This is a genomic window from Hydrogenophaga sp., from assembly GCF_026125825.1.
Lineage (GTDB): Bacteria > Pseudomonadota > Gammaproteobacteria > Burkholderiales > Burkholderiaceae_C > Hydrogenophaga.
This window is the reverse complement of the sequence record NZ_JAHCKK010000064.1, coordinates 1-24841: the sequence shown is the minus strand read 5'-3', so window position 1 is coordinate 24841 and position 24841 is coordinate 1. Positions and strand designations below refer to the sequence as shown.

The window sequence follows — 24841 nt, the reverse complement described above, 5'->3', positions numbered from 1 at the left end:
TCGGATGTGTGCGAACACTGCCTTCTCAACTTCAGGCGCCTGACTTTTTTGAGTTGAGCGCTTTGGGCGCTGGGTAGTTGCCCTCTTTTCGGTTGCTTTGGGCAACGATTGACCAGGCAAAGAGGAAAACACGGATTCAGCAGCGGTTGTCCAGCTAAGTAGGTGGCGGTCAGAAGAGGCAGTCATTTTTCTTTCTCCGATTCAGGTTCAGATACAGGGCCGTTCACCTTCTCCCACTTCTCAAGCTGCAGCTTGAGCGCCCGGATGATGCCAGGAACTAAGGTGGGTGCGACAAGAATGGTTACCTCTGGCTCGAGTTGTAGCAAGCCAGTCTCACGTGCCTGCTTAAAACGCTCTGCGGGCATTTTCCCAGGCACTCGACCGGCGAGAATCGTGAATTCGTGTCGCGTATGCCCTACTTCGATGTGATTCGCGTACACAGGGACAGTTTCGAAGGTCGGCTCTAAAGACACCTTCACTTGAGCCTCGGTGGATGCTGATGCCGCAGCTTTCCGAGGCGCTCTCTTGACTACTTTGCTTGTTGCCACGTTCGCTCCATTGAATGTCGCAAATGTACCTGCCCTGCCGTAGTAGGCAAGTGGCAATCATCACGTTTGGCTGGGAGCAATGTTGCCGTATTGCCAACATCAAACGATTGATGGACGCTTTGATGGACAAAACAAAAAAGCGGCCCGGAGGCCGCATGTTTGCTTGTGTCGTGGCGGAGAGGGTGGGATTCGAACCCACGGTACGTTGAAAACGTACACGGGATTTCGAGTCCCGCGCATTCGACCACTCTGCCACCTCTCCGTGTTCGAAGCCTCAGATTCTAGCAGGCCGCGCAGCGGGTTTTGCCGCAGGTGTTGCTCGCAGGCCGGGTGAGACAATGCGGCATCGCTTGTCCGCTGGTCTTTCATGCTCGTCGATACCCAACCCGCCACCTACCAGCATGTGCCCGCGTCGCCCGAAGTGCGCGACCACTGGGTCAATTCCCAACTCATCGGCGTCCTGATGGACAACATGGGGCCCTCGCTGCTGGCAGGCGTGCTTTCGTTGCCGGTGCTGGTCTACCTGATGGCCGGGCAGACGAACACCATCGCGCTGGCGGTGTGGGCGACCCTGACGTTCGCCATGCTGGTGATGCGCTACCGCCTGATCGGCATCTACCGGCTGCGCCACGACAGCCTGGAAGGGCCTCAGCGCATGAATTTCGTGGAGCGATACCGGTGGTCCTGGACGGCGATGGCGCTGCTCTGGGGCGGCCCGGTGCTGCTGAGTTACCAGCAGTCCACCCAGGCCACCCAGTTCGTGTGCGGGCTGGTGGTGCTCGGCCAGGGCTTGCTCACCCTGACGGCCTTCAGCGCCTACCTGCCGGTGTTCCGCCAGTACGCCAACGCGCTGATCTTCTCGGTCTTTGTCGGGCTGGCCTGGAACACCTTGTGGATGCTGCACAAGGCCGAGGCGGTGCAGATTGGCCTGGTGCTGATGGCGCTGCTGTTTGTGTTCTGGGGCTTGCTGCTCATGGCCGGCCGGCGGCTGCACGAGGTGCATCGCTCCAGTTTCGAGCTGCAGTTCTCCAACCAGGAGCTGATCGACTCACTGACGCTGCAGACCCGCGCCTCCCTGCGCGCGGTGGCCACGAAGAACCGGTTTCTCGCCTCGGCCGCCCACGACCTGCGCCAACCGGTGCACGCGCTCAGCCTGTATGCGGACTGGCTGGCGACCGAGCCGGAGATGGCGCGCGACATCGCGCCTCGCATCCTGCAGTCCACGCGCGCGATCAACGAGCTGTTCGACTCGCTGTTCGACCTCACCCGCATCGATGCCGGCAACTACAAGGTGAGGCTGCAGCATGTGGACGTGAAGAAGTTGTTTGCCGACCTGTCGCTGCAGTTCGAGCCGGTGGCGGTGGGCAAGTCGCTGCGCCTGCGCACGCACACGCGCACCTGCACCATCTGGTCCGATCCGGTGGTGCTGCGCCGCATCCTGGGCAACCTGGTGTCCAACGCCCTGCGCCACACCCAGCAAGGCGGCGTGCTGCTGGGACTGCGCCACCGAGAGGACATGCTGGTGTTCGAGGTCTGGGACACCGGCGTGGGCATCGCCCGTGAGCACCAGCAGGCGATCTTTCAGGAGTTCTTCCGCGTCTCGCAGCACCAGGGCACCGAGGACAGCCTGGGCCTGGGTCTGACCATCGTGTCCAAGCTCACCTCGCTGATGGGCTACCAGCTCGCCCTGAACTCGGTGGCCAACCGGGGCAGTGTGTTCCGGGTGATGCTGCCCAACTTCACCCAGCGAGAGCCGCACGAAGGCCACGCCACCACGGTGGGCGTGAACTCCGGTTTCTAGGGGCGGCAACGCCGGCCCGCCCAGCAGCAGGGCCGGCCCGGCGGCACAGGGTCAGAGGTCGAGCAGACCGGCCGTGCGGGCCAGGTGGCTCGCCTGCGAGCGGCTCTTCACGTTGAGGCGGCGGAACAGCCGCCACAGGTGCACCTTGACGGTGTGTTCGCTGATCTGCAGCTGCTCGGCGATGTCGCGGTTGCTCAGACCCCGGTCGAGCATGACCAGAAGCTGCTTCTGGCGCTTGGAGAGCTTCTCCGGAATGGTGGGCGCGTTCTCGTCTTCCACTTCGTCGGCCAGGAACTCGCGCAGCACCTTGGCGATCTGCGCGGCACCGGCGGACTTCTCCACGTAGGCATCGGCGCCGGCTTCGCGGGCCAGGTCTTCGTAATCGGAGGAGGGGGAGGCCGAGAGAACGATCAGAGACGTATCGGGCAGCATCTGGCGCACTTCCCGCACGCCCGAGACGCCATTGGTATCGGGCAGCTTCAGGTCCAGGCAGACGAGCTCGGGCTCGCCGTGTTCGGCGATGGCCTTGCTCACGGCCGCCAGACGTTCAAGTTCAACGACCTGCGTGGAAGCACGCAGGCGTCGCAACAGCATGACGACGGCTTCGCGCATCAGCGGGTGGTCGTCGATAACAAAAATACTCATGTCTGGCGGGCCGGTAATAACGGAGGTCGAGTTGACAGCATATCGAGAATGCACGTGTTTGGCGATAGCCAATAACGGGCCAATGCAGTCGTTCTTTTTACTTTTGGAGGCAAACGCCCGGGGTATTTGAGCCGAGCGGCTCAAAGCCGCAGAAAGATCGAGGTCGGAAGGACACGTGCTCAGGTTGCACAGGGAGCCCCGATTGTGTATCAAAGCTCGAACAAGGGCGACACAGGGCGGACACTCATGCCTTGTCGAGTCCGAAATGGGCCAGCGCCTGGGCCACTGCCGCGGGGTCGGCCTCGGTGGCCAGTTGCGAACGCAAGCCATCCAGCGCCCCGCTGCCTTCCTGCTGGAGGCGTGCGATCGCCGCGGCCGCTTCCTTGCCCGAAGCGAAGCCAGTGCTCTGCAGCAGCAACTGCCCGCCGGCATCGACCAGCTTGAAATAGAAGAGGCCATCGCTTTCGCGGTACTGCTTGAAGGACGGTGCAGACGACTTGGCGGCCTTGGTGGTGGCGGCCGAGACCGCGCTGTCGAGCCGGCGCAGGCCGACGGCGGCTCGCAACCGGGCCGTGAACGGCGTGGCAATGGCGCGGGCCTTGTCGGCGCCGGCCTTGAGCGTCTTTTCGATGCGTGCCGGGTCCTGGATGAGCTGGTTGTAGACCTCGCGCAGCGGCGCGATCTCGTGGTCCAGGCGCTCGAACAGGGTTTGTTTGGCGTCGCCCCAGGCAATGCCATCGGCAAACGCCCGCGCCAGCGCGGTGGTCTCCTCGGCCGAGGCGAAGGCCTGGTACAGCTGGAACAGGGCCGAACCCTCGGTGGACTTGGGTTCGCCAGGCGCGCGCGAATCCGTCACGATGCCCATGATGAGCTTGCGCAGCTGTTCGCGCGGGACGAACAGCGGGATGGTGTTGTCGTAGCTCTTGCTCATCTTGCGGCCGTCCAGGCCGGGCAGCAGGGCGACGTGGTCTTCGGTCACCGCCTCGGGCAGGGTGAAATGCTCGCCATAGAGGTGGTTGAAGCTCGATGCCATGTCGCGCGCCATCTCGATGTGCTGGATCTGGTCGCGGCCCACCGGCACCTGGTGCGCGTTGAACATCAGGATGTCGGCCGCCATCAGCACCGGGTACATGAAGAGGCCGGCGGTCACGCCCGCGTCGGGGTCTTCCCCGGCGGCGTTGTTCTTGTCGACCGCGGCCTTGTAGGCGTGGGCGCGGTTGAGGATGCCTTTGCCGGTCACGCAGGTGAGCAGCCAGGTGAGTTCGGGGATCTCGGGGATGTCGGACTGCCGGTAGAAGGTCACCTTCTCCGGGTCGAGCCCGCAGGCCAGCCAGGTGGCGGCAATCTCCAGCGTGGAGCGCTGCACGCGAGCGGGCTCGCCCACCTTGATGAGGGCGTGGTAGTCGGCCAGGAAGTAGAAGCTCTCCACTTCGGCCAGGCGGCTGGCGCGCACGGTCGGGCGGATGGCGCCGACGTAGTTGCCCAGGTGGGGGGTGCCGGAGGTGGTGATGCCGGTAAGGACGCGGTGGGTTTTCATGGCGGGATCAGAACAGCAGCATGCGAAGGGGTGTGAGCAGCACCTCGATGGCGCTCTGCGTGAACGACATCAGCGGGAGCAACCAGAAGGCGCCGACCACGCCGGTGATCACCAGGGCCATCACAATGAAGAAACCCCAGGGCTCGACGCGGGAGAGCAGAGCGGCCTGCTTCCAGGGCAGCAGGCCCACCAGGATGCGACCGCCATCGAGCGGTGGCAGCGGAAACAGGTTGAAGGCGTACATGACGAGGTTGACCTTCAGGCCCGCCTCGCACATCTTGAGGAAGAACGGCTCTTGCACACCGGCGGCCACCAGCCCATAGAACAGCACGACCCAGGCGACGGCCTGGATCAGATTGGCCGCCGGGCCGGCCAGAGCGACCCAGATCATGTCGCGCTTGGGGTTGCGCAGGCGGCCGAAATTCACCGGCACCGGCTTGGCGTAGCCGAACAGGAAGGCGCCGGAGGTGGCGAAGTACAGCAGCAGAGGCATGGCGATCGTGCCCAGCGGGTCGATGTGGCTCAGCGGGTTGAGCGTGATGCGACCCATCACATCGGCGGTGTTGTCGCCGTAGTGCCGTGCCACGTAGCCGTGCGCCGCCTCGTGCAGGGTGATGGCGAACAACACCGGGATGGCGTAGAGAGCGACGGTTTGAACGATCTGGGCGAAATCCATGGTGGGCGGCGGCGGGCAAACGGGTATTGTCCCAGACTGGGACGGGCCGCCCGCGGGGACGCCTCAGAGGCCCAGGCGAGCCAGCGTGCCCTGGCCGGTGCGCACCACCTCGGGCTCGCCACCCGTGCCCATGGGCGTGAGGTCCACCACCGTGGTGGGCGCGAGCGCGCAGGCGCCCGCGTCGATCACGCCGGCCAGGTCGTGCTCGAGCCGCTCGCGGATGTCCTGCGCGTCGTTCAGCGGATCGGTCTCATCGGGCAGGATCAGCGTGGTGGCCAGCAGCGGGGCGTTGTGCAGGTCGAGCAGGGCTTGCAGGGTCTTGTGCTCGGGCACGCGCAGGCCGATGGTCTTGCGCGAGGGGTGGCTCACCCGGCGCGGCACTTCCTTGCTGGCTTCGAGGATGAAGGTGTAAGGGCCGGGGGTGGCGAGTTTGAGCAGGCGGTATTGCCGGTTGTCCACCTTGGCGTAGCTGGCAAGCTCGCTCAGGTCGCGGCAGAGCAGGGTGAGGTGGTGCTTGTCGTCCACCTGGCGGATGCGGCGCAGGCGGTCGGCCGCCGCCTTGTCGTCCAGGTGGCAGACCAGGGCGTAGCTCGAATCGGTGGGCACCGCCAGCACGCCGCCGCGTTCGAGCAACTGCACCGCCTGCTTGAGCAGGCGAGGCTGCGGGTTCTCGGGATGGACTTCGAAATACTGGGACATGGCGACATTGTCACCCGGCCCGCGCCATCGGCGCATGCCGGAGGAGACAGTAGAAATTGCCGCAAAACGGGGCACAGCTGGTGGGGGCGCGCCGCCGCAGAGACTGCAGCGGCGGCGGGCGCGCCCTTTGCCCTGTGAGGTGCATGACGGCCACCACCTCTCTCGATCTGTTGCAGCGGTACAAGGCCAAGCGTGATTTCGCGCGCACGCCCGAGCCTGCCGGCGAGGTCGGCCGCGCGGCCAAGACCCTCGAATTCGTGGTGCAGAAGCATTGGGCGAGCCGGCTGCACTACGACTTCCGCATTGAACTCGATGGCGTGATGAAGAGCTGGGCCGTGCCCAAGGGCCCCAGCCTGGACCCCGGCGACAAACGCATGGCAGTCGAGGTGGAAGATCACCCGCTGGATTACGCCCGCTTCGAAGGCACGATTCCGCCGAGCCAATATGGGGCGGGCAAGGTCATCGTCTGGGATAAAGGTGTGTGGGCGCCGCAGGGCGACCCCCACGCGGGATTGCGCCGTGGCAACCTGAAGTTCGAGCTGGTGGGGCACAAACTGCGAGGACGGTGGGCCCTGGTGCGCATGAAGACGCGCGACGAGAAGAAGCCCGCGTGGCTGCTGATCAAGGAGCGCGACGCCTTTGCCCGCCCTGCGCAGGCGTTCAGCGTGGTCGATGCCGCGCCGGACAGCGTGGCCTCGCAGGGCATGCCGTCGAGGGAAGAGGGCGACTGGCCGCCCGAGGCCGTGCCTGGAGAGCTGCCGGCGACCTTGTCACCGCAACTCGCCACGCGCTCGCAGAGCGTGCCCGCTGCCGACGCGGGCTGGTTGTACGAAATCAAGTTCGATGGGTACCGCATGCTGGCGCGCATCGACGGCGCCGACGTGAAGCTCTTCACCCGCAACGGCCACGACTGGAGCCACCGCCTGCGGCCCCTGCGGCAGGCGCTGCAGGGCCTGCACCTGCCCGCTGGCTGGTACGACGGAGAGATCGTCGTGCTCGGCGAGAAAGGCCTGCCGGACTTCGGTGCGCTTCAGCGCTCGCTGGAGAACGAGCGCACCTCGGCGGTGGTCTTTTATGTGTTTGACCTGCCCCATGTGGGCGGACAGGATCTTCGCGCCGCGCCCCTGGTGGCGCGCCGCGCTGTGCTGGAGCGCCTGTTGGAGGACCGTCCGAGCGATGCGGTGCGCTTCAGCGCCGTGTTCGAGGAGTTCGCCGCCAGCGTGTTGAGCTCGGCCTGCCGGCTCGGCCTGGAGGGCGTGATCGCCAAGCGCAAGGACGCCCCCTACCGGTCCACGCGCAGCACCGACTGGCTCAAGCTCAAATGCGGGCAGCGGCAGGAATTCGTGATCGGGGGCTTCACCGAAGGCAAGGGCTCGCGCACCGGCTTCGGGGCGCTGCTGCTGGGCCTGCACGATGCGGACGGCTCGCTGCGCCATGTGGGCAATGTGGGAACCGGTTTCGACACCGGCACCTTGGCCCGCCTGCACCAGAAGCTCAAAGGCCTGGAGCGCCGGACCAGTCCTTTTGCCGACGGCGTGGCGCTCGCAGGCCGACCCCACTGGGTCCGCCCCACGCTGGTGGCCGAAGTGGCGTTTTCGGACTGGACGCACGCCGGCCACATCCGCCATGCGGTGTTCGTCGGCCTGCGGGAAGACAAGGCCGCCAAGGCGGTGGAACGGGAGGTGGATGTGCCCAAGCCGAACGACTCGCCCGCGCCGCTGCGCAAACCGGGCCATCCGCCCGTGCCGGCGCAGAAGCCTCCCGCGCCCTCCGCAGGGCGGGTGACGCATCCCGAGCGGGTGATCGACCCGAGCAGCGGCGTGACCAAGCTCGATCTGGTCCAGTTCTACGACACCGTCGGGCCGTTGATGATCGAGCACCTGCGCCAGCGGCCGGTGGCCCTGATGCGCGCGCCCTCGGGCCTGGAGGGCGAGCTCTTCTTCCAGAAGCACCTGCCCCCTTCGATGAAGATGGCGGGCGTGGTGCAGCTCGACGCCGCGCTGGACCCGGGCCACGACCCCTGGGTCGCGGTGGCCAATCGGCGCGGGTTGCTCTCGGCCGCGCAATGGAACGTGGTCGAGTTCCACACCCAGAACGCGTTTGCGCGTTCGTTCGAGAAGCCCAACCGCATTGTGTTCGACCTCGATCCCGGTGAAGGGGTGGCCTGGGCGCAAGTGCAGGAAGCTGCGCAGCTCACCCATTCTCTGCTGGACCAGCTGGGCCTGGTGAGCTTTCTCAAGACCAGCGGTGGGAAGGGCCTGCACGTGGTCGTGCCGGTGCGCCAGCAGCACGACTGGGACAGCGTGAAAGGCTTTGCGCAGGCGGTGGTGCGCCACATGAGCGAGACCATTCCGCAGCGCTTTGTGGCCAAGAGCGGACCCAGGAACCGGGTCGGCAAGATCTTCGTCGACTACCTGCGCAACGGTCGCGGCGCGACCACCGTCAGTGCCTGGTCGGCTCGCGCGCGCCCGGGCATGGGCGTGTCGGTGCCGCTGGACTGGAGCGAGCTGCCGGCTTTGCGCGGCGGCGACCACTGGCACGTGCGCAACATCGGTGAACGCCTGCCCGTGGGCAACCGGCCCTGGAACGGCTACACGCGGTCCGCGCGCTCGCTCACGGCGGCCATGAAGTTGCTGGGGTACAAGCCATGAGCCCGCGCGTGATCTGGAAGGGCGCCATCAGCTTCGGTCTGGTGCACGTGCCGGTGGCGCTCTACCCGGCCTCGCAGGACAGCGGCATCGATTTCGACTGGCTGGATCGGCGTTCCATGGACCCGGTGGGCTACCAGCGCATCAACAAGCGCACCGGCAAGCCCATCAAGGGCGAGGACATCGTCAAGGGCATCCAGCAGGACGACGGCGAGTACGTGATCGTGAGCGACGAGCAGATCAAGGCGGCCTACCCCGTGTCCACGCAAACCATCGAGATCGAGACCTTCGTGCAGGCGGCGGAGATCCCGTTCCTGCTGCTGGAGAAGCCGTACTACCTCGAGCCCATCGGCAAGGGCGAGAAGGTCTATGCCCTGTTGCGAGAGGCGATGGCGCAGGCCGGGGTGATCGGCATCGCACGCGTGGTGATGCACACCAAGGAGCATCTGGCCGCGCTGATCCCCATGGGGCCGGCGCTGGTGCTCAACACCATCCGCTGGGCCAGCGAGATTCGCCCCATCGAGGACCTGAAGCTGCCGGCGAGCGGCAAGTCGGCGGCGGGCGTGAAGGCGGCCGAGCTGAAGATGGCAACGCAGCTCATCAGCGACATGACGGGCCCCTGGGATCCGCTGGCCTATGAGAACCGGTTTGTCAGCGCGGTGCAGGACCTGGTGCGCCAGAAGGTGAAAGCCGGCGACACCCAGACCGTCACACCGCTGGAAGACGCGAGCGCGGCGGCGGCGCCGTCGAACGTGGTCGATCTCACCGAGTTGCTGGCGCGCAGCCTGGCCGGCCGCAAGGGCGGTGCCCCCAAGGCCGCCCCGGCGAAGAAAGCCGCGCCGGCGCGTCGGCGCGCCTGAGTCACTCCGGTGGGTGGGCGTCGGCGGGCAGGCGGTGGTCGCGCGCGGTGAGCCAGCTCGCGGTGGCGCCGCACAGCACGATCATGGCGATGCCGATGAGCTCCATGCGCCCGGGCACGTGGCCGAACACCAGCCAGCCGCAGAACATCGCGAAGCCGATCTGGCCGTACAGGTAGGGCGTGAGCGTGGAGGCTGGCGTGCGCTGGAACGCCAGGATCAGCAGGAAGTGGCCCACCGTGCCCATGAGCCCGATCAGGCACAGGATGGCGAAGGTGGCGGCATCGGGAATCGTCTGCCAGACCACCGGGAGCACAAGGCTGGACACCAGCGCCCCCACCCAGCCGGTGTAGAAGTGCATGGTCATCGGATCTTCGGTGCGCGCCATCTTGCTGGTGAGAATCTGGAACCAGGCGTAGGTGAACACCATCGCCAGTGGCAGCAGGCTGGCCCACGCGATCACATCGCCGCCTGGCTGCACCACCAGCAGGGCGCCGGCAAAGCCGCCTCCCACCAGCAGCCAGCGCAGCGGCGACACGCGCTCGCGCAGGAACAGGGCGGCCAGCAGCGTGACCACCAGGGGGGTGATCATCACGATCGCGGTGAACTCGCCCACGGGCATGTATTGCAGGGCCACGAAGGACATCGCGCTGACCGTCAGCAAGAGCATGCCCCGCAGCAGCTGGAAGCGCGGGTGGTCGGTGCGCACCAGGCGGCGACCGCGCACCGGCAGCATGACGGCGGTGACCACCACCGCATGGAACACGTAGCGGAACCACACGGCCATCAGCACCGGCACGTAGGCGCCGACGTACTTCACCGAGGTATCGAGCACCGCGAAGAAGGCCGTGGCAAGGATCAGGAAGACGATGCCCACCACGGCCTGCGCGGGCGAGTGGCGCGGAGGCTGCGCCATCACTGAAGGATGCGCGACTGCAGCAGGGCCCAGACGGGCGTGACGCTGCCCGGCAGGTCGGGCAGCTGGCCCAGGTCGGTGTGGCTTTCCTCCGGGCTGTGGAAGTCGCTGCCGCGCGATGCGGCCAGGCCAAACTCCTGGCAGAAGCCCGCGTACTTGGCGTAGTCGGCCTGTCCGTGGGCGCCTGTCATCACTTCCACGCCCTGGCCGCCATGGGCCTTGAACTCGGTGAACAGCGCGTATTCCTCATTGGGCGTGAGCTTGTAGCGTCCGGGGTGGGCGATCACCGCCACGCCGCCGGACTGCGTGATCCAGTCCACCGCGTCGCCCAGGGCCGCCCAGCGGTGAGGCACATAGCCGGGCTTGCCTTCGGTGATGTACTTGCGGAACACCTCGCTGGTTTCCTTGCACACGCCGATTTCGACCATGTAGCGCGCGAAGTGCGAGCGCGAGATCAGCTCCGGGTTGCCCACGTACTTCAAGGCACCTTCGTACACGCCCTTAATGCCCACGCGGGCCAGGTCGTCGCTCATTTCGCGCGCGCGCTCTTCGCGTCCGCCGCGCGTGGCGCGCAGGCCGGCCAGCAGGGCGGGGTGCTGGTGGTCCATGCCCAGGCCGACGATGTGCACGGTGATGCCGGCGAAGGTGACCGAGATCTCGGTGCCCGTGAGGTAGGGCAGGCCGGCCTCGCGCGCTGCGGCGATGGCGCGCTCCTGGCCGCTGAGTTCGTCGTGATCGGTCAATGCCCACAGCTCGACGCCATTGGCTTTGGCGCGCTGGGCCAGCGCCTCGGGCGTGAGGGTGCCATCCGAGATCACGGAGTGGCAGTGCAGGTCGGCGTTGAGCAAAGGGTTCACCGGTTCATTTTAGGTGGCGCTGCCATGGCCCTGTGCAACCAGGGGTTCAGCCCGTGTTGCGCAGTCCCGCGGCAATGCCGTTGATCGAGATGTGGATGCCCCGGCGCACGCGCTCGTCGCGGTCGGCCTGGTGCTCCCCCGCCCGGTAGCGGCGCACCAGCTCCACCTGCAGATGGTGCAACGGGTCGATGTAGGGGAAGCGGTGGCGCATGGAGCGCTGCAGAGCGGCGTTGTTCACCAGCCGCTGCTTTTCGCCGGTGATGAGCGCCAGCGCGTCGGCGGTGCGCTGCCACTCGGCCTCGATCGCCTTGAACACCTGGTTGCGCAGGCGCTTGTCGGGCATGAGCTCGGCGTAGCGCGAGGCCAGGGCGAGGTCGCTCTTGGCCAGCACCATGTCCATGTTGGAGAGCAGGGTGCTGAAGAAGGGCCACTGCTTGACCATCTTCTGCAGCAGCGCCTTCTGCGCGGCCACGCCCTTGGGGCCGTCCCGGTGCAGGAAGGCGTGCACGGCCGAGCCGAAGCCGTACCAGCCGGGCAGGGTGAGGCGGCACTGGCCCCAGCTGAACCCCCAGGGAATGGCGCGCAGATCCTCTATCTTCTGCGTGGCCTTGCGCGAGGCCGGGCGAGAGCCGATGTTGAGCTCGGCGATCTCGCGGATCGGGGTGGCCGCGAAGAAGTAGTCGGCAAAGCGCGGGGTGTCATAGACGAGTGCGCGGTAGGCCGCCATGCTCTGGCGCGAGAGTTCGTCGGCCGCGGCGAGGAAGGCAGCGGGTGCATTGCGCGTGGGTTTGAGCAGCGTGGCTTCGAGCGTGGCGGCCACCAGGGTTTCGAGGTTGCGCCGGCCGATCTCGGGGTTGGCGTACTTGGAGCCGATCACCTCGCCCTGCTCGGTCAGGCGGATCTGGCCGCGCACCGTGCCCGGGGGTTGTGCCAGGATGGCCTGGTAGCTCGGGCCGCCGCCCCGGCCCACGGTGCCGCCGCGCCCATGGAACATGCGGAGCTGGATCGGCTTGTCGGCGCCTTTGTTGAGCGTGTCGAACAGATCGACCAGCGCGATCTCGGCGCGGTACAGCTCCCAGTTGCTGGTGAAGATGCCGCCGTCCTTGTTGCTGTCGGAGTAGCCAAGCATGATGTCCTGCTCGCTGTAGCCGTCGCCCGCGCCGCGCTGCACCATGGCGCGCACGCCGGGCAGGGCGAGGTACTCGCGCATGATGGGCGCGGCGTTGCGCAGGTCTTCGATGGTCTCGAACAGCGGCACCACGATGAGGTCGCACACCGCGTCCTCGGCCAGCGTGCCGCGCATCAGGCCGGCTTCCTTCTGCAGCAGCAGCACTTCGAGCAGATCGCTCACCGTTTCGGTGTGGCTGATGATGGCGTGGCGGATCGCCTGCGCGCCGAAGCGCTCGCGCCCGCTGCGCGCGGTGTCGAAGATGGCCAGCTCGCCCAGGGTGTGGGCCGTGTAGGCGACACCGGGTACGCGCAGCGGGCGCGCGTCGTTGAGCTGGCGCAGCAGCACGGCGCGCTTGCCGGCTTCGTCGAGCTGCGAGTAGGCGTGTTCGATGCGCGCGGCCGCCAGCAGCTCGGTCACCACTTCTTCATGTTTGTCGGAGCTTTGCCGCAGGTCCACCGTGGCGAGGTGAAAACCGAACACCTGCACCGCGCGCATCAGCGGCAGCAGGCGCGCGCGCGCCAGGGCCTCGCCGTGGTGGGCCTTGAGCGAGGCCTCGATCGTGCGCAGGTCGTCCAGCAGCTCGGCGGCGCTGGCGTAGGGATCTTGCGGAGCGATGGCATGGCGGGCCGCCTCGCCCCCGGTGAGCTTGCCCAGCGTGGCGGCGAGGCGCGCGTACATGCCGGTCAGCGCGCGGCGGTAGGGCTCGTCCTGGCGATGGGCGTTGGTGTCAGGCGAGCGTTCGGCCAGCGCCTGCATGGCCGGGCTCACACTGTTGAGCATGGCCGAGACCGACAGCTCCGCGCCCAGGTGGTGAAGTTGCGTGAGGTGATGGCGCAGCACCATGTCGGCCTGGCTGTGCAGGGCGAGCTCCAGCGTCTGCGCGGTCACATTGGGGTTGCCGTCGCGGTCGCCGCCGATCCACTGGCCCATGCGCAGAAAGGGGGCGACCGAGGGCACCGCCTCGCCACCGACGCCCAGGCCCTCTTCCAGCTCGCGATAGAGGCGGGGGATCTGCGTGAGGAAGGTCGCCTCGTAGTAGCTCAGCGAGTTCTCGATCTCGTCGGCCACGGTGAGTTTGGTAAAGCGCAGCAACCGCGTCTGCCACAGCTGCGTGACGCGCGCGCGGATCTGCGCTTCGATGTCGGCGCGCTCGCGCGGCAGGCGCTGCGGATCATCGCGCTCGCCCAGCAGGCGCGCGATGGCGCGCTCGGCATCCAGGATGCTCTTGCGCTGCACCTCGGTGGGGTGGGCGGTGAGCACGGGCGAGATGTGAGCGCTCGCCAGCGTGTGCACCACCTCGGATGGCGCGATGCCGGCCTTGTGCAGTCGCTGCAGTGTGCGCGCCAGGCTGCCTTCCTGCAGGTTGCCGGCGCGCTCATGCACCGCGCGGCGGCGGATGTGGTGGCGGTCTTCGGCCAGGTTGGCCAGGTGGCTGAAATAGGTGAAGGCGCGGATCACGCTGACAGCCTGGTCGCCGGAGAGGCCTTTGAGGAGCTTTTTCAAAGCCTTGTCGGCCGACTGGTCGGCATGCCGGCGAAAGGCCACTGAAAGCTGGCGGATCTGCTCGATCAGGTCGAAGGCGGCCTGGCCCTCCTGTTCGCGGATCACGTCGCCCAGGATGCGACCGAGCAGCCGGATGTCGTCGATGAGTGGCTGGTCCTTGTCGGCCCGTCCGGCGCCCTGGGTGGTGTGGGTTTGGGGGGCGGGGCGGGCGGGCTTTCGCGTCATGGTGGGTGGTGGTTGGAGGTGGACGGGCGCTCGACGGAACAGGGCATGCTAGCATCCAAAATCAGCGCTTCCGTTACCAGCCGGGTACCAAAATCGCCCGCCCTGTCCGGCCTTCCCGGACCCTTCTTCCCGACCCATGTCCCCATCCTCTTCCCCCGCCCTGGCCATCACCATCGCCACCCGTGAAAGCCGCCTTGCCCTGTGGCAGGCCGAGCACGTCAAGGCCTTGCTCGAAGGCCTGGGCCATCGCGTCACGCTGCTGGGCATGACCACCCTGGGCGACCAGATCCTGGACCGCAGCCTGTCCAAAGTGGGGGGCAAGGGCCTGTTCGTGAAGGAACTCGAGCTCGCCCTGGAAGACGGCCGCGCCGACATCGCCGTGCACTCGCTCAAGGACGTGCCGATGGAATTGCCACCCGGCTTTGCCCTGGCCTGCGTGATGGAACGCGAAGACCCGCGCGATGCCTGGGTTTCGCCGCACTGCGCCGGGCTGGCCGATCTGCCGGCCAACGGCGTGGTGGGCACCTCCAGCCTGCGCCGCCTGGTGCTGCTGCGCGCGGCGCTCGACCAGCTGGGCCGCAGCGACGTGCGCATCGAGCCCTTGCGTGGCAACCTCGACACGCGCCTGCGCAAGCTCGATGAAGGCCAGTACCACGCGATCGTGCTGGCCGCCGCGGGTCTCAAGCGCCTGGGGCTGGAGGCACGCATCCGCCACATCTTCGAACCGATCGATTCCTTGCCGGCGGCCGGGCAGGGCGCCCTGGGCATCGAGGTGCGCGCCGATCGCGCCGACCTGATCGCCGCGCTGGTGCCGCTGGTGCATCAGCCCACCTGGCTGCGCGTGGCCGCCGAGCGCACCGTCTCGCGGGCCATGGGCGGCAGCTGCTCCATGCCCCTGGCCGCCTATGCCGACTGGGGCCGCGAAGGCGCGCTCCGGCTCGACGCGGCCTGGGGCGACCCCGAAGGCCGCTCGCCCCTGGTGCGCGTCGGCAACCAATCGGCTGTCACCACCCTGGGCGAAGCCGAGGCGCTGGGCCAGCAGGTGGCCCAGGCACTGCGCGCGGCGGGCGCCGCCTCCCCGGCCGCGGAGACCTGAGGCCTTGGTGGACACCGCCGCCCACCCGCCTGGCACCCGGCGCCGGCTGGAACGGCTCATCGTCACGCGGCCGGCGCCCGAAGCCCAGGCCTGGGCGGACGCCCTTCGCGCCGAAGGCTGGCCCGCTCAGGCCCTGCCGCTGATCGAGATCGCGCCCCCCGATGCCGAGGCCGACCAGGCCACGTTGCGCCATTGGCGTGCGCACTGGACGCAGGCCGATGCCATCCTGTTTGTGAGTGGGGCGGCCGTGACGCATTTCTTCGAGAGCGGCGTTGCACCCGCCCGCCAGCCGCCTCGCACCCGTTTCTGGGCGCCGGGGCCTGGCACGGCGCGCCTGCTGGCCCAGGCCATCGAACCGCTGGGCCTGAGCGCGGCCCACATCGACTCTCCGCCCATCGATGCCGCTCAGTTCGACTCCGAGCACCTGTGGCCGGTCGTCTCGTCCCAGGTCGGCCCGGGGCGGCAGGTGCTGATCGTGCGCGGCACCTCGGCCCAGGGCACGGCCGAGGCCGGGGTGGCCGGCACCGGCCGAGACTGGCTGATCCGCCAATGCACCGCCGCGGGTGCGCAGGTGCAGGGATGTGTGGCTTACGCGCGACGCGCGCCCGCGCTTTCGGCCGCCGATCGCGCCGTGATCGACGCGGCGGCCACGGCGCACAGCTTGTGGCTGTTCAGCAGCTCCGAAGCCCTGCTGCCGCTGCAAAATCTGCGCCCCGCACCGGCGTGGGCCTGCGCGAGCGCGCTGGTCACGCACCCGCGCATCGCCGTCGCTGCCGGCCAGACGGGCTTCGTGCAAATCTGTCAGACCCGTCCTGCACTGGCCGACGTGGTCCGCGCTCTAGAATCAGGCTGGACCCGACCATGAGCGCCGACACACCCGACCCCATCCCCCCCGTTGCGGCGCCCGCGCCCGCCGTCGTTGCGCCGCCGCCGGCGCCTGTGGCCGCTGCGCGGCGTTCCGGCCAGGTGTTTCAATGGCTGGCCCTGCTGATTGCCGCGCTGGCGCTGGTGATGACGGGTCTGCTCTGGCAGAAGCTTGGCTTCACCCAGCAGGAGCTGGCCCGCCGCAGCCAGGACACCGTCGCACAGGCCGTGGAGGCGCGCACGCTGGCGGCCCAGGCCGAAGCCCTGACGCAGGAGCTGCAGGCGCGCCTGGCCGTGGCCGAAGTTCGGCTGTCGGAGGTGACGCTGCAGCGCAGCCAGCTCGAAGAGCTCATGCTGTCGCTCTCCCGCTCGCGGGACGACAACCTGGTGCAGGACCTGGAATCCGCGCTGCGCCTGGCGCAGCAGCAGGCCCAGCTCACCGGCACCGCCCAGCCGCTCATCTCGGCACTGCAGGCGGCCGACCAGCGCATCGCGCGCGCCGCGCAGCCGCGCCTGAACCCGGTGCAACGCGCCATCGGGCGCGACATCCAACGCATCCAGGGCGCGTCCCTGGCCGATATTCCGGCCTTGACGCTGCAGCTTGACGAACTCGCCAGGCAGGTGGACGACTGGCCGTTGCTCAACCAGGTGGGCCAGCCGGTGGCCACCCCGGCGGGCAAGGGCAAGGCGGCGCGCAAGCCCGCCGCGCCTGCGGCCGAGCCCGTGGCGTTGAAAGACGCCGCTGCAGAAGCCCCTGCCGCGCCAGAGGCGGCGGCTGAACCGGACGCGACCGGCTGGAGCCGCGTGTCGGCCTGGTGGAATGCGCTGTGGTCGCGCATCTGGGCCGATGTCACCCGCAACGGCCGCGAGCTGGTGCGCGTGAGCCGCATTGACCGGCCCGAGGCTGTGCTGATGGCGCCCGACCAGGCCCTGTTCATGCGCGAGAACCTCAAGCTCAAGCTGCTCAACGCCCGCCTGGGCCTGCTGGCTCGCCACATGCAGGCCAGCCAGGCCGACCTGATGGCCGTGGAAGCCGCGCTTGCGCGTTACTTCGACACCCAATCCCCTCGCGTCACCGCCGCCCAGGCGACGCTGGCGCGCCTGCGCAAGGACCTTGTGGACAGCGAGCTGCCCCGGCCCGAAGAAACCTTGACGGCCCTCACCGCCGCGGCAGGGGGACGCTGATGGCCGCCCGTTTTGGTGGTGCCATGCGCAGCGTGTTCTGGCTGCTCGGCCTTGCGGCATTGGCCGTGGCGCTCGCGCTGCTGGTGGGCCACAACGAGGCCACGCTCACCCTGTTCTGGTCGCCTTATCGCTTCGACGTCTCCTTCAATTTCGTCGTCTTTTGCCTGATCGGTGGCTTTGTGCTGCTGTACGCCGCGCTGCGCGCGTTCTCCATGCTGCGCGACCTGCCCGCCCAGGCGCAGCGCTGGCGCAGCCAGCAGATCGAGCGCGCGGTGGTCGGGTCGGTCATGGTCGCGCTGTCTCACCAGCTGGCGGGCCGCTTTGTGCGCGCTCAGTCGGCGGCCCAGCAGGCACTCGACCAGCTCAAGGGCGTCGCGCCTGGTCAATGGCCCCGGCGCGACCAGCTCCAGTTGCTGGCCCACCTGCTGCTGGCCGAGAGCGCGCAATCGCTGCAGAACCGCGAGCGCCGCGATGAGAACCTGCAGGCTGCGCTCAGTCCCCAACTGGCCCGCAGCGCGCCCGAAGCCCATGAAGGCGCATTGCTGCGCGCGGTGCGCTGGGCGGTGGAAGACCACGATGTCGATGCAGCGCGCGCGCGTCTGGCCGAGCTCCCGCAGGGCGCGGGCCGGCGCATCCAGGCGCTGCGCCTGAAACTTCGCATCGCCCGCCTGGGCGGCGAGACCGCCGAGGCCCTGGAGACCGCCCGCGTGCTGGCCAAGCACCGCGCGTTTTCGCCCGAAGCCTCGCGCAGCATCGTGCGCGGCCTGGCGCTCGACGCCCTGCGTGAGGCGCACGACATGGCGCAGCTGGACGCTTTCTGGAGTGGCCTGGACGCCACCGAACGCGCCATGCCTGAAGTGGCCCTGGCCGCCGCGCGGCGTGCCAACCAGTTGGCCAGCCCCGCCGCCAGCGAGCAGGACCGCGCGTTGATCCACACCCGCGTGCGCGCCTGGCTCGATCCCTTGTGGCCCGAGTTCGGGGCGCTGGATGGGGCGCAGCAGCGCCAGCTCGTGCTGGCGCTCGAGCCGGGCCTGGCCGAACTCGATGCCGCCGGGCTGGCCCGGCTGGAGCAGTTGCAGCGCCAGTGGCCGCAGAATGGCTTGCTGCAGTACCTCGCGGGCCAGGCCTGCATGCGGCGCCAGCTGTGGGGCAAGGCCGCGCAGATGCTGACCCAGGCCAGCCACAGCCTGGACGATCCGGGCCTGCTGCGCCGCACCTGGCGGGGCCTGGCGCAACTGGCGCAAGAGCGCGGCGATGAAACGGCTGCGCAGGCCGCCTGGAAGCGGGCCGCACTGCTGGACTGAGTCGAGCCGCAAGCACGGGATGCGCGCAGCATCCCCCAAGAAAAAGCCGATCGGGATTCCGATCGGCTTTTTCTTTGGGGACCTGCCGCCACACGCCCGCAGGCGGGGCGGCGGTCTCGGCGCTTAGGTGTTCGGGTTCTCGAACGGCAGCTTCATGTCGCGCAGGTCCTTGCGCGTCTCCACCAGCACCAGCGGGCCCTCGTCCAGCACCACGGGCGGCTTGGGTTCCCGGGGCACATGGATGGGCTTGGGTTCGGCTGCGATGGCGGCCTGCACCTGGGCCACCTTCTCCGCGTTGGAGTTCACCCATTCCAGGCCGCTGGCCTGTGCCACCTGGTCGAGGGCCTCGACCGACAGCGTGAACGGCTGAACCTTGGGCAGGCCGCGGGTGCCGGGGGCTTCGACCGTGCTGCGGGGCGCGGCCGCGGCCACAGGGGCGGCGGCGCGCGGCGCGCGAGGTGCTTCCGGCACCACGGCAGCAGGTGCCGGCGCCGGTGCAGTCACTTCGGTCACGGGTGCGGCGACGGGGGCCGCGGCAGGCGCCTCCACGGTCGGGGCGGCCTCGGCCACGGCCACGGGTGCCGCTGCCGGTGCTTCGTTGGCTTCTGCGACCGGGGCAGGCGGCGTGGCCATGCTGAAGTAACTGCGCACCGGTGCCTCGTAGGTCGAAGCCTCGGGCGAGTCGATGGCCACTTCGCTGCGCTCGGCGGGCATCGCGGCTTCGGCGGCGGCCGGTGCCTCTTCGCCTTCGACGGAACCTTCGCGGGGGCCGCGCTCCCGACGGTCACGGCCATAACGGTCGCGGCTGCGGCGCTCGCGGTTGCCGCGCGGCGCGGCGTTCTCGGCATCGCCCTCGCGTGGAGCCTGCGTCTCGCTCACGCCTTCGGTGGCGGGCTGCTCGCCTTCAATGGCTTCGGGGCGGGGAGCCGCCTCGGCACCTTCGGCGCCGGGCTGGCGACGGCGGTTGTCGTTGCGCGGACGGCGATCGCGGTCGCGTTCACGGCGTTGCTGGCCTTCGGCCGATTCGGGCGCGTCGCCCGGCGTGGCGTCCAGCGGCAGGGCGTTGTTGACGTTGCTGCCTTCGGCTGCCACCGGCGCTTCCCGGCGACCACCTTCGCGGCGGTTGCCCTGGCGACCCTCGCCCCGGGCTTCACCGCGCGCTTCATTGCGGTTGTCGTTGCGGCCTTCACCGCGGCTTTCGTTGCGTCCTTCGCCACGGCCTTCACCGCGCCGGCCTTCGCCGCGGGAGGGCTCGTTGCGGCCTTCCACGCGGCCGCCCTCGGCGCGAGCCTCGACCGAGCGACCCTCAGAGCGGCCACCATTGCGGCCACCGCCTTCGCGGCCTTCGCGCGAACCACGGCCTTCGGCGCCACCACGGCCACCGCGGCTGCGGCCATCGCGGCCACCTTCGCGGCGACCGCCGTCGGCGCGTTCCTCGCGGGCACCGCCCTTGGCGGCCGGTGCGGCCACGGCAGGCGCGGGCGCCGGCTTGGCCGGTGCGGGCTCGGCACCGAACAGGCTCTTGAGCCAGCCGAAGAAGCCCTTCTCGGCCGGCGCGGGTGCAGCCGGCACGGGCTTGGCGGCCACGGGCGCTGCCACCGGTGCGGCAGCAGGGGCTGGCGCCTCGGGGCGTGGTGCGGCCACGGGTGCCGGACCATCGGGCAGCACGCCCTTGATCACCGGCTCCTGCTTGTTGGTCCGTTCCTGGCTGCGGCGCGTGAAGCTGGCGACGTCGTCCACCTCATCGGCCAGCTTGTAGCTTGCGTCCAGGTTGTCCAGGCGCGGGTCGTCGTGCTTGAGGCGCTCGAGCTTGTAGTTGGGCGTATCGAGCGACTTGTTGGGCACCAGCAGAACGTTGATGCGTTGCTTGAGTTCGATCTTGGTGATCTCGGTGCGCTTCTCGTTGAGCAGGAAGCTGGCCACTTCGACGGGCACCTGCACCAGCACGGCGGCTGTGCTGTCCTTGAGCGACTCTTCCTGGATGATGCGCAGGATCTGCAGCGCCGAACTCTCGGTGTCGCGGATGTGGCCGGAACCGCCACAGCGTGGGCAGGGGATGGAGGCGCCCTCGTTGAGTGCGGGCTTGAGCCGCTGGCGGCTCATCTCCAGCAGGCCGAACTTGCTGATGGCCCCGAACTGCACGCGGGCGCGGTCCTGGCGCAGCGCGTCGCGCAGGCGGTTTTCCACTTCGCGGCGGTTCTTCGACTCTTCCATGTCGATGAAGTCGATCACCACCAGGCCACCCAGGTCGCGCAGGCGCGCCTGGCGGGCCACTTCGTCGGCGGCTTCGAGGTTGGTGCGGGTGGCGGTTTCCTCAATGTCGCCGCCCTTGATGGCGCGGGCCGAGTTCACGTCCACCGCCACCAGCGCTTCGGTCTGGTCGATCACGATGGCGCCGCCCGAGGGCAGGTTCACGGTGCGGCTGTACGCGGTCTCGATCTGATGCTCGATCTGGAAGCGCGAGAACAGCGGCGCGTCGTCGCGGTAGCGCTTCACGCGGTGCCCGTGCTCGGGCATCACGTGGCTCATGAACTGGTGAGCCTGTTCAAAGATGTCGTCGGTGTCGATCAGGATCTCGCCGATGTCGCTGTTGAAGTAGTCGCGGATCGCGCGGATCACCAGGCTGGATTCCTGGTAGATCAGGAAGGCGCCCTTGCCGCCCTTGGTCGCGCCGTCGATGGCGTTCCAGAGCTTGAGCAGGTAGTTCAGATCCCACTGCAGTTCGGCGGCGTCGCGGCCGATGCCGGCCGTGCGCGCGATGATGCTCATGCCGTTGGGGTATTCGAGCTGGTCCAGTGCCTGCTTGAGCTCCTGGCGGTCTTCGCCCTCGATGCGCCGGCTCACGCCGCCGCCGCGCGGGTTGTTGGGCATGAGCACCACATAGCGGCCGGCCAGGCTCACGAAGGTGGTGAGGGCGGCGCCCTTGTTGCCGCGTTCTTCCTTTTCAACCTGGACCAGCAGTTCCTGGCCTTCGCGGATCACGTCGTTGATCCGGGCTTGGTTGACCGGGACGCCAGCGGCGAAATACTGGCGCGAAATTTCCTTGAAAGGCAGGAAGCCGTGGCGTTCCTCGCCGTAGTCGACGAAGCAGGCTTCGAGCGACGGCTCCACGCGGGTGACCACCGCCTTGTAGATGTTGCCTTTGCGCTGTTCGCGCCCTTCGATTTCGATTTCGTAGTCGAGCAGTTTCTGCCCGTCCACGATCGCCAGGCGGCGCTCTTCGGCCTGCGTGGCGTTGATCAGCATGCGTTTCATGATGCGTTCCTTCGTTCAAACACAAGGACGCAGGGGCCACCGGCCCATGCGCCAACCTGCCGTGAACCAGCGGAAGCGCGAACGAGGGGAGGAATTGCCGGAGAGCCGTTGACCCGCGGTTCGGGGAAGCGTTCAACACAGGCGGGCACCGAGGTGCCGCGTCGAACCGCCAGGTCAGGGCGTAGGCGCGTGGAGGTGGGTGAACAGGGAAGAAGGCTCGATGGCTGTCATTGACATGGATCTGGCCGGTGTCTCTCTGGCTTCACTTCGTCCTCACCCAGCCACGTGTTGCGGGCTGGGCGATTGGGGTATTCCGTATTCGGGTTCGTGTTCTTCTGCGGATTCGCCCGCGGCTTCGACCGGTCCGCCGCCGCGCCCGCATTCGCATGGGAATGCATCAGGCAACGGCACCAGACCCGGGTGCTGCGGGTGGCAACCCACCCGCGGCGGACGCCTTGCCTTGCAAGCTGCGCTCCCTTGCCATGGGTGACTGCCTTAAACTCAAGGTAAATCAATCACTTACGGCACACGACGGGTGTGACGCATTATAGTCAGCTCCCCGCCATTCGTGGTGGCCTTATTCACACCCATGCTCAGCAGCCCGAATTCGGGAGAAATCCGACACATCACGGTTGACGAAGAGTCGGCGGGGCAGCGGTTGGACAACTTCCTCATCCGCATCCTCAAAGGGGTGCCCAAATCCCACATCTACCGCATCATCCGCTCGGGTGAGGTGCGCCGCAACAAGGGGCGCGTGTCGGCCGACGATCGCGTGGCCCTCGGCGATGTGCTGCGCATCCCGCCGATCCGGCTGTCCGAACGCGCCGAGGAGAAGGCGGCCCACCCCGCACCCGCGCGCGAATTCCCGATCGTGTTCGAGGACGAGGCCTTCCTGGCGATTGACAAGCCCGCTGGCGTGGCGGTGCATGGTGGCAGCGGCGTGAGTTTTGGCGTGATCGAGCAAATGCGCCAGGCGCGACCGCAGGCCCGATTGCTCGAATTGGTGCATCGGCTGGACCGTGAAACCAGCGGCCTGTTGTTGATTGCCAAGAAGAAGAGCGCGCTCAAGGCATTGCAGGACCAATTCCGCGAGCGGGAAACCGGCAAGACCTATCTCGCGCTGGTCAAAGGCAACTGGCCCGCCCGCCTGAAGGTGCTGGACCAGCCATTGCACAAATACCTGTTGCCCGATGGGGAGCGCCGCGTGAGGGTGACCACGCCCGACGATCCGGACGGCATGCGCTCGGTCACGCTGGTCAAGGTGGCGCAGCGCGTGCCCACTCCTGCAGGGCTGGAAGCGGCCCTGCCCGAGGGCTTGAGCCTGCTCGAGGTCACCATCAAGACCGGCCGCACCCATCAGATTCGGGTGCATTTGTCCAGTGCGGGCCATCCGATTGCCGGGGACGACAAATACGGCGATTTCGAACTCAATAGGCAATTGGCGCGAATTGGTTTGAAGCGCATGTTCCTGCACGCATGGCGTTTGAGGTTGACACATCCTGTCACCAAATCAACCTTGGAACTGCAGTGCGAATTGCCGCCGGAGCTATATAAATGGCGATCCGCCGGAATAGAATGACGGTCTGCGTCGTTGGCAGACATCCGTTTGCGGATGGATCAAACAGTACCTAAAAGGACAATTTCAATGGCAAGTTATTCCGAACTCATGGCGCAAGCCCAGAAACTGATGGCGGAGGCCGAGCAGGCTCGCAAGGACGAGCTCTCCGCGGTCATCGCCGATATCAAAGCCAAGATGAAGCAATTCGGCATCACCACCGCCGATCTTGGCAGCACCTCGGTGAGCAAGAAGACCGGCAAATCCAAATCGGCCGCGCCGGCCAAATACAAGGGTCCGAATGGCGAACTCTGGGCAGGTGGGCCGGGCCGCAAACCCGAATGGGTTCGCGCCGTGCTGGCATCGGGCAAGAGTCTGGACAGCTACCTGATCTGATCCACCCGCCGCCTCTTGCACACGGCCCGCCTCTGGCGGGCTTTGTCTTTGGTACCCTCGAAAGCATGTTCCGAATACTTGTCGTCTGCATGGGCAACATCTGCCGCTCGCCCATGGCGGCCAGCGTGCTGCACGCTGCCATCGCGCGCCGCCAGGTGGCGCAGCGGGTGGCGGTGGACTCCGCAGGCACCTATGCCGGTCACCAGGGGGAGAAGGCCGACCGCCGTGCCATCGCCCTGGCGATGGCACGCGGCTACCCGCAGATCCAGCACGAGCGCGCCCGTCGCGTGCGCGATGAGGACTTCCAGAACTTCGACCTCATCCTGGCCATGGACGCGGACAACCTGGACAACCTGCGGTTCAAGTGCCCTCCTGAGCATCAGCACAAGCTGCACCTGTTCCTGGAGTACGCGGGGGTGGAGGGCCGGCGTGAGGTGCCCGACCCGTACTACGGCAACGCCCAGGGTTTCGAGGTGGTGCTGGGCCTGTGCGAGCAGGGCAGCGAGGGCGTGCTCAAGCGGGTGCTCAGCACGCTGGACTGAGGCGGGTTCAGGCCCGGTGGTACTCGCGGTACCAGCGCACGAACCGGTCGATGCCGTCCTTGAGCGGCGTCGATGGGGCGAAGCCCACCCAGCGGTGCAGGGCCTCGGTGCTGGCGTAGGTGGCGGGCACGTCGCCATCCTGCATGGGCAGGAATTCCTTGATCGCCTCCCGGCCCAGGGCCTGCTCGATGCAGCCGATGAAGTCCATCAGCGGCACCGGGTCGTGGTTGCCGATGTTGAAGATGCGGTAGGGCGGGCCACCCGCGTTCTCGGGCGTGGCAGGCTTGTCGAGCACGCGAAGCACGCCTTCGACGATGTCGTCGATGTAGGTGAAGTCGCGCTTCATCTTGCCGTGGTTGAACACCTGGATCGGCCGCCCCTCGAGCACCGCCCGCGTGAAGCTGAAGTAGGCCATGTCGGGCCGGCCCCAGGGGCCGTACACCGTGAAGAAGCGCAGGCCGGTCGTGGGCAGGCCGTAGAGGTGGCTGTAGGTGTGGGCCATCAGCTCGTTGGCCTTCTTGGTGGCTGCGTACAGGCTCACCGGGTGGTCGACCGGGTCGG

The 24841-nt window shown here is 67.8% G+C and carries 21 protein-coding genes and 1 tRNA gene; 10 read left to right on the top strand and 12 right to left on the bottom strand.

Going from position 1 to position 24841, the window contains the following annotated elements:
• The 3 genes from KIT86_RS18010 to KIT86_RS18000 form a co-directional block, all read right to left on the bottom strand.
• On the bottom strand, positions 1-186 hold a 186-nt coding region (locus KIT86_RS18010), incomplete at its 3' end, for a hypothetical protein (protein ID WP_297400863.1).
• On the bottom strand, positions 183-605 hold the full coding sequence (locus tag KIT86_RS18005) for a hypothetical protein (protein WP_297400861.1): 423 nt from the start codon (positions 603-605) through the stop codon (positions 183-185). The genes KIT86_RS18010 and KIT86_RS18005, both read right to left, overlap by 4 nt.
• 114 nt (positions 606-719) lie before the next feature.
• Positions 720-810 (bottom strand) — tRNA-Ser (locus KIT86_RS18000).
• A 105-nt stretch (positions 811-915) separates the two neighbouring features.
• Between KIT86_RS18000 and KIT86_RS17995 the strand changes: the two genes are divergently transcribed.
• Complete coding sequence (locus KIT86_RS17995; RefSeq protein ID WP_297400859.1) at positions 916-2349, top strand: HAMP domain-containing sensor histidine kinase; 1434 nt, start codon at positions 916-918, stop codon at positions 2347-2349.
• Positions 2350-2400: 51 nt separating this feature from the next.
• Here KIT86_RS17995 and KIT86_RS17990 read toward each other — a convergent pair whose 3' ends face one another.
• The 4 genes from KIT86_RS17990 to KIT86_RS17975 all read right to left on the bottom strand — a co-directional run bounded on the left by KIT86_RS17990 (position 2401) and on the right by KIT86_RS17975 (position 5906).
• Positions 2401-2994 carry a response regulator transcription factor gene (locus KIT86_RS17990; RefSeq protein ID WP_291123797.1) on the bottom strand — a complete coding sequence of 198 codons (594 nt, stop codon included), beginning with the start codon at positions 2992-2994 and terminating at the stop codon, positions 2401-2403.
• Between the two features lie 244 nt (positions 2995-3238).
• The gene (locus tag KIT86_RS17985; RefSeq protein WP_297400854.1) at positions 3239-4531 is read right to left on the bottom strand and encodes a tryptophan--tRNA ligase; all 1293 of its coding nucleotides are present in this window, start codon (positions 4529-4531) and stop codon (positions 3239-3241) included.
• 7 nt (positions 4532-4538) lie between these two features.
• On the bottom strand, positions 4539-5207 hold the full coding sequence (locus KIT86_RS17980; RefSeq protein ID WP_297400852.1) for a site-2 protease family protein: 669 nt from the start codon (positions 5205-5207) through the stop codon (positions 4539-4541).
• A 63-nt stretch (positions 5208-5270) separates the two neighbouring features.
• Positions 5271-5906 (bottom strand): L-threonylcarbamoyladenylate synthase, encoded by a 636-nt coding sequence (locus tag KIT86_RS17975; protein ID WP_297400850.1) that lies wholly within the window; start codon positions 5904-5906, stop codon positions 5271-5273.
• A gap of 143 nt (positions 5907-6049) precedes the next feature.
• Here KIT86_RS17975 and ligD point away from each other — a divergent pair, with 143 nt between their 5' ends.
• Both ligD and KIT86_RS17965 read left to right on the top strand, forming a co-directional pair.
• Entirely contained in the window at positions 6050-8557 is a 2508-nt protein-coding gene (gene ligD / locus KIT86_RS17970; RefSeq protein ID WP_297400848.1) for a DNA ligase D, read from the top strand.
• Entirely contained in the window at positions 8554-9414 is an 861-nt protein-coding gene (locus tag KIT86_RS17965; protein ID WP_297400847.1) for a Ku protein, read from the top strand. Before ligD ends, KIT86_RS17965 begins: the two co-directional genes overlap by 4 nt.
• 1 nt (position 9415) lies before the next feature.
• On the opposite strand, the gene KIT86_RS17960 is transcribed toward KIT86_RS17965, so the two are convergent.
• Genes KIT86_RS17960 through ppc form a run of 3 tightly spaced genes read right to left on the bottom strand, consistent with a single transcriptional unit; the run spans position 9416 to position 14083 of the window.
• The gene (locus KIT86_RS17960) at positions 9416-10327 is read right to left on the bottom strand and encodes a DMT family transporter (protein ID WP_297400845.1); all 912 of its coding nucleotides are present in this window, start codon (positions 10325-10327) and stop codon (positions 9416-9418) included.
• Complete coding sequence (locus KIT86_RS17955; protein ID WP_297400843.1) at positions 10327-11184, bottom strand: 3',5'-nucleoside bisphosphate phosphatase; 858 nt, start codon at positions 11182-11184, stop codon at positions 10327-10329. The genes KIT86_RS17960 and KIT86_RS17955 overlap by 1 nt, the downstream gene beginning before the upstream one ends.
• A 46-nt stretch (positions 11185-11230) precedes the next feature.
• A complete protein-coding gene (ppc, locus tag KIT86_RS17950) occupies positions 11231-14083 on the bottom strand; it encodes a phosphoenolpyruvate carboxylase (protein WP_297400842.1) in 2853 nt (950 codons plus the stop codon).
• A gap of 136 nt (positions 14084-14219) precedes the next feature.
• On the opposite strand from ppc, the gene hemC reads away from it, so the two are divergent.
• From hemC to KIT86_RS17930, 4 genes are read left to right on the top strand one after another with little or no spacing between them, the layout of a single operon-like run.
• The gene (gene hemC / locus KIT86_RS17945; RefSeq protein ID WP_297400840.1) at positions 14220-15179 is read left to right on the top strand and encodes a hydroxymethylbilane synthase; all 960 of its coding nucleotides are present in this window, start codon (positions 14220-14222) and stop codon (positions 15177-15179) included.
• Between the two features lie 7 nt (positions 15180-15186).
• Positions 15187-16044, top strand: a complete 858-nt coding sequence (locus tag KIT86_RS17940; RefSeq protein ID WP_367185450.1) for a uroporphyrinogen-III synthase — start codon at positions 15187-15189, stop codon at positions 16042-16044.
• The gene (locus KIT86_RS17935) at positions 16041-17228 is read left to right on the top strand and encodes a uroporphyrinogen-III C-methyltransferase (RefSeq protein ID WP_297400836.1); all 1188 of its coding nucleotides are present in this window, start codon (positions 16041-16043) and stop codon (positions 17226-17228) included. The genes KIT86_RS17940 and KIT86_RS17935 overlap by 4 nt, the downstream gene beginning before the upstream one ends.
• A gap of 23 nt (positions 17229-17251) precedes the next feature.
• A complete protein-coding gene (locus KIT86_RS17930; protein WP_297400865.1) occupies positions 17252-18532 on the top strand; it encodes a heme biosynthesis HemY N-terminal domain-containing protein in 1281 nt (426 codons plus the stop codon).
• A gap of 123 nt (positions 18533-18655) precedes the next feature.
• Here KIT86_RS17930 and KIT86_RS17925 read toward each other — a convergent pair whose 3' ends face one another.
• Positions 18656-21787: an Rne/Rng family ribonuclease gene (locus KIT86_RS17925; RefSeq protein WP_297400834.1), complete on the bottom strand. Its 3132-nt coding sequence runs from the start codon at positions 21785-21787 to the stop codon at positions 18656-18658.
• Positions 21788-22376: 589 nt separating this feature from the next.
• Between KIT86_RS17925 and KIT86_RS17920 the strand changes: the two genes are divergently transcribed.
• The 3 genes from KIT86_RS17920 to KIT86_RS17910 all read left to right on the top strand — a co-directional run bounded on the left by KIT86_RS17920 (position 22377) and on the right by KIT86_RS17910 (position 24280).
• Positions 22377-23366, top strand: coding sequence for an RluA family pseudouridine synthase (locus tag KIT86_RS17920; RefSeq protein WP_297400832.1), 990 nt, complete (start codon positions 22377-22379; stop codon positions 23364-23366).
• Between the two features lie 87 nt (positions 23367-23453).
• On the top strand, positions 23454-23738 hold the full coding sequence (locus tag KIT86_RS17915; RefSeq protein WP_297400830.1) for an H-NS histone family protein: 285 nt from the start codon (positions 23454-23456) through the stop codon (positions 23736-23738).
• A gap of 65 nt (positions 23739-23803) precedes the next feature.
• Positions 23804-24280, top strand: coding sequence for a low molecular weight protein-tyrosine-phosphatase (locus KIT86_RS17910; protein WP_297400829.1), 477 nt, complete (start codon positions 23804-23806; stop codon positions 24278-24280).
• 7 nt (positions 24281-24287) lie between these two features.
• Here KIT86_RS17910 and KIT86_RS17905 read toward each other — a convergent pair.
• Positions 24288-24841, bottom strand: a 554-nt coding sequence (locus KIT86_RS17905) for an NAD-dependent epimerase/dehydratase family protein (protein WP_297400827.1), incomplete at its 5' end; no start/stop codon positions are given.

Coding starts and splice junctions, on each gene's coding strand:
- KIT86_RS17910 (WP_297400829.1), top strand. CDS start 23,804: ATGTTCCGAATACTTGTCGTCTGCATGGGCAACATCTGCCGCTCGCCC.
- KIT86_RS17925 (WP_297400834.1), bottom strand. CDS start 21,787: ATGAAACGCATGCTGATCAACGCCACGCAGGCCGAAGAGCGCCGCCTG.
- KIT86_RS17985 (WP_297400854.1), bottom strand. CDS start 4,531: ATGAAAACCCACCGCGTCCTTACCGGCATCACCACCTCCGGCACCCCC.
- KIT86_RS17995 (WP_297400859.1), top strand. CDS start 916: ATGCTCGTCGATACCCAACCCGCCACCTACCAGCATGTGCCCGCGTCG.
- ligD (WP_297400848.1), top strand. CDS start 6,050: ATGACGGCCACCACCTCTCTCGATCTGTTGCAGCGGTACAAGGCCAAG.
- KIT86_RS17930 (WP_297400865.1), top strand. CDS start 17,252: ATGCGCAGCGTGTTCTGGCTGCTCGGCCTTGCGGCATTGGCCGTGGCG.
- KIT86_RS17980 (WP_297400852.1), bottom strand. CDS start 5,207: ATGGATTTCGCCCAGATCGTTCAAACCGTCGCTCTCTACGCCATCCCG.
- KIT86_RS17960 (WP_297400845.1), bottom strand. CDS start 10,327: ATGGCGCAGCCTCCGCGCCACTCGCCCGCGCAGGCCGTGGTGGGCATC.
- ppc (WP_297400842.1), bottom strand. CDS start 14,083: ATGACGCGAAAGCCCGCCCGCCCCGCCCCCCAAACCCACACCACCCAG.
- KIT86_RS17915 (WP_297400830.1), top strand. CDS start 23,454: ATGGCGCAAGCCCAGAAACTGATGGCGGAGGCCGAGCAGGCTCGCAAG.
- KIT86_RS17975 (WP_297400850.1), bottom strand. CDS start 5,906: ATGTCCCAGTATTTCGAAGTCCATCCCGAGAACCCGCAGCCTCGCCTG.
- hemC (WP_297400840.1), top strand. CDS start 14,220: ATGTCCCCATCCTCTTCCCCCGCCCTGGCCATCACCATCGCCACCCGT.
- KIT86_RS17965 (WP_297400847.1), top strand. CDS start 8,554: ATGAGCCCGCGCGTGATCTGGAAGGGCGCCATCAGCTTCGGTCTGGTG.
- KIT86_RS17990 (WP_291123797.1), bottom strand. CDS start 2,994: ATGAGTATTTTTGTTATCGACGACCACCCGCTGATGCGCGAAGCCGTC.
- KIT86_RS17920 (WP_297400832.1), top strand. CDS start 22,377: ATGCTCAGCAGCCCGAATTCGGGAGAAATCCGACACATCACGGTTGAC.
- KIT86_RS17935 (WP_297400836.1), top strand. CDS start 16,041: ATGAGCGCCGACACACCCGACCCCATCCCCCCCGTTGCGGCGCCCGCG.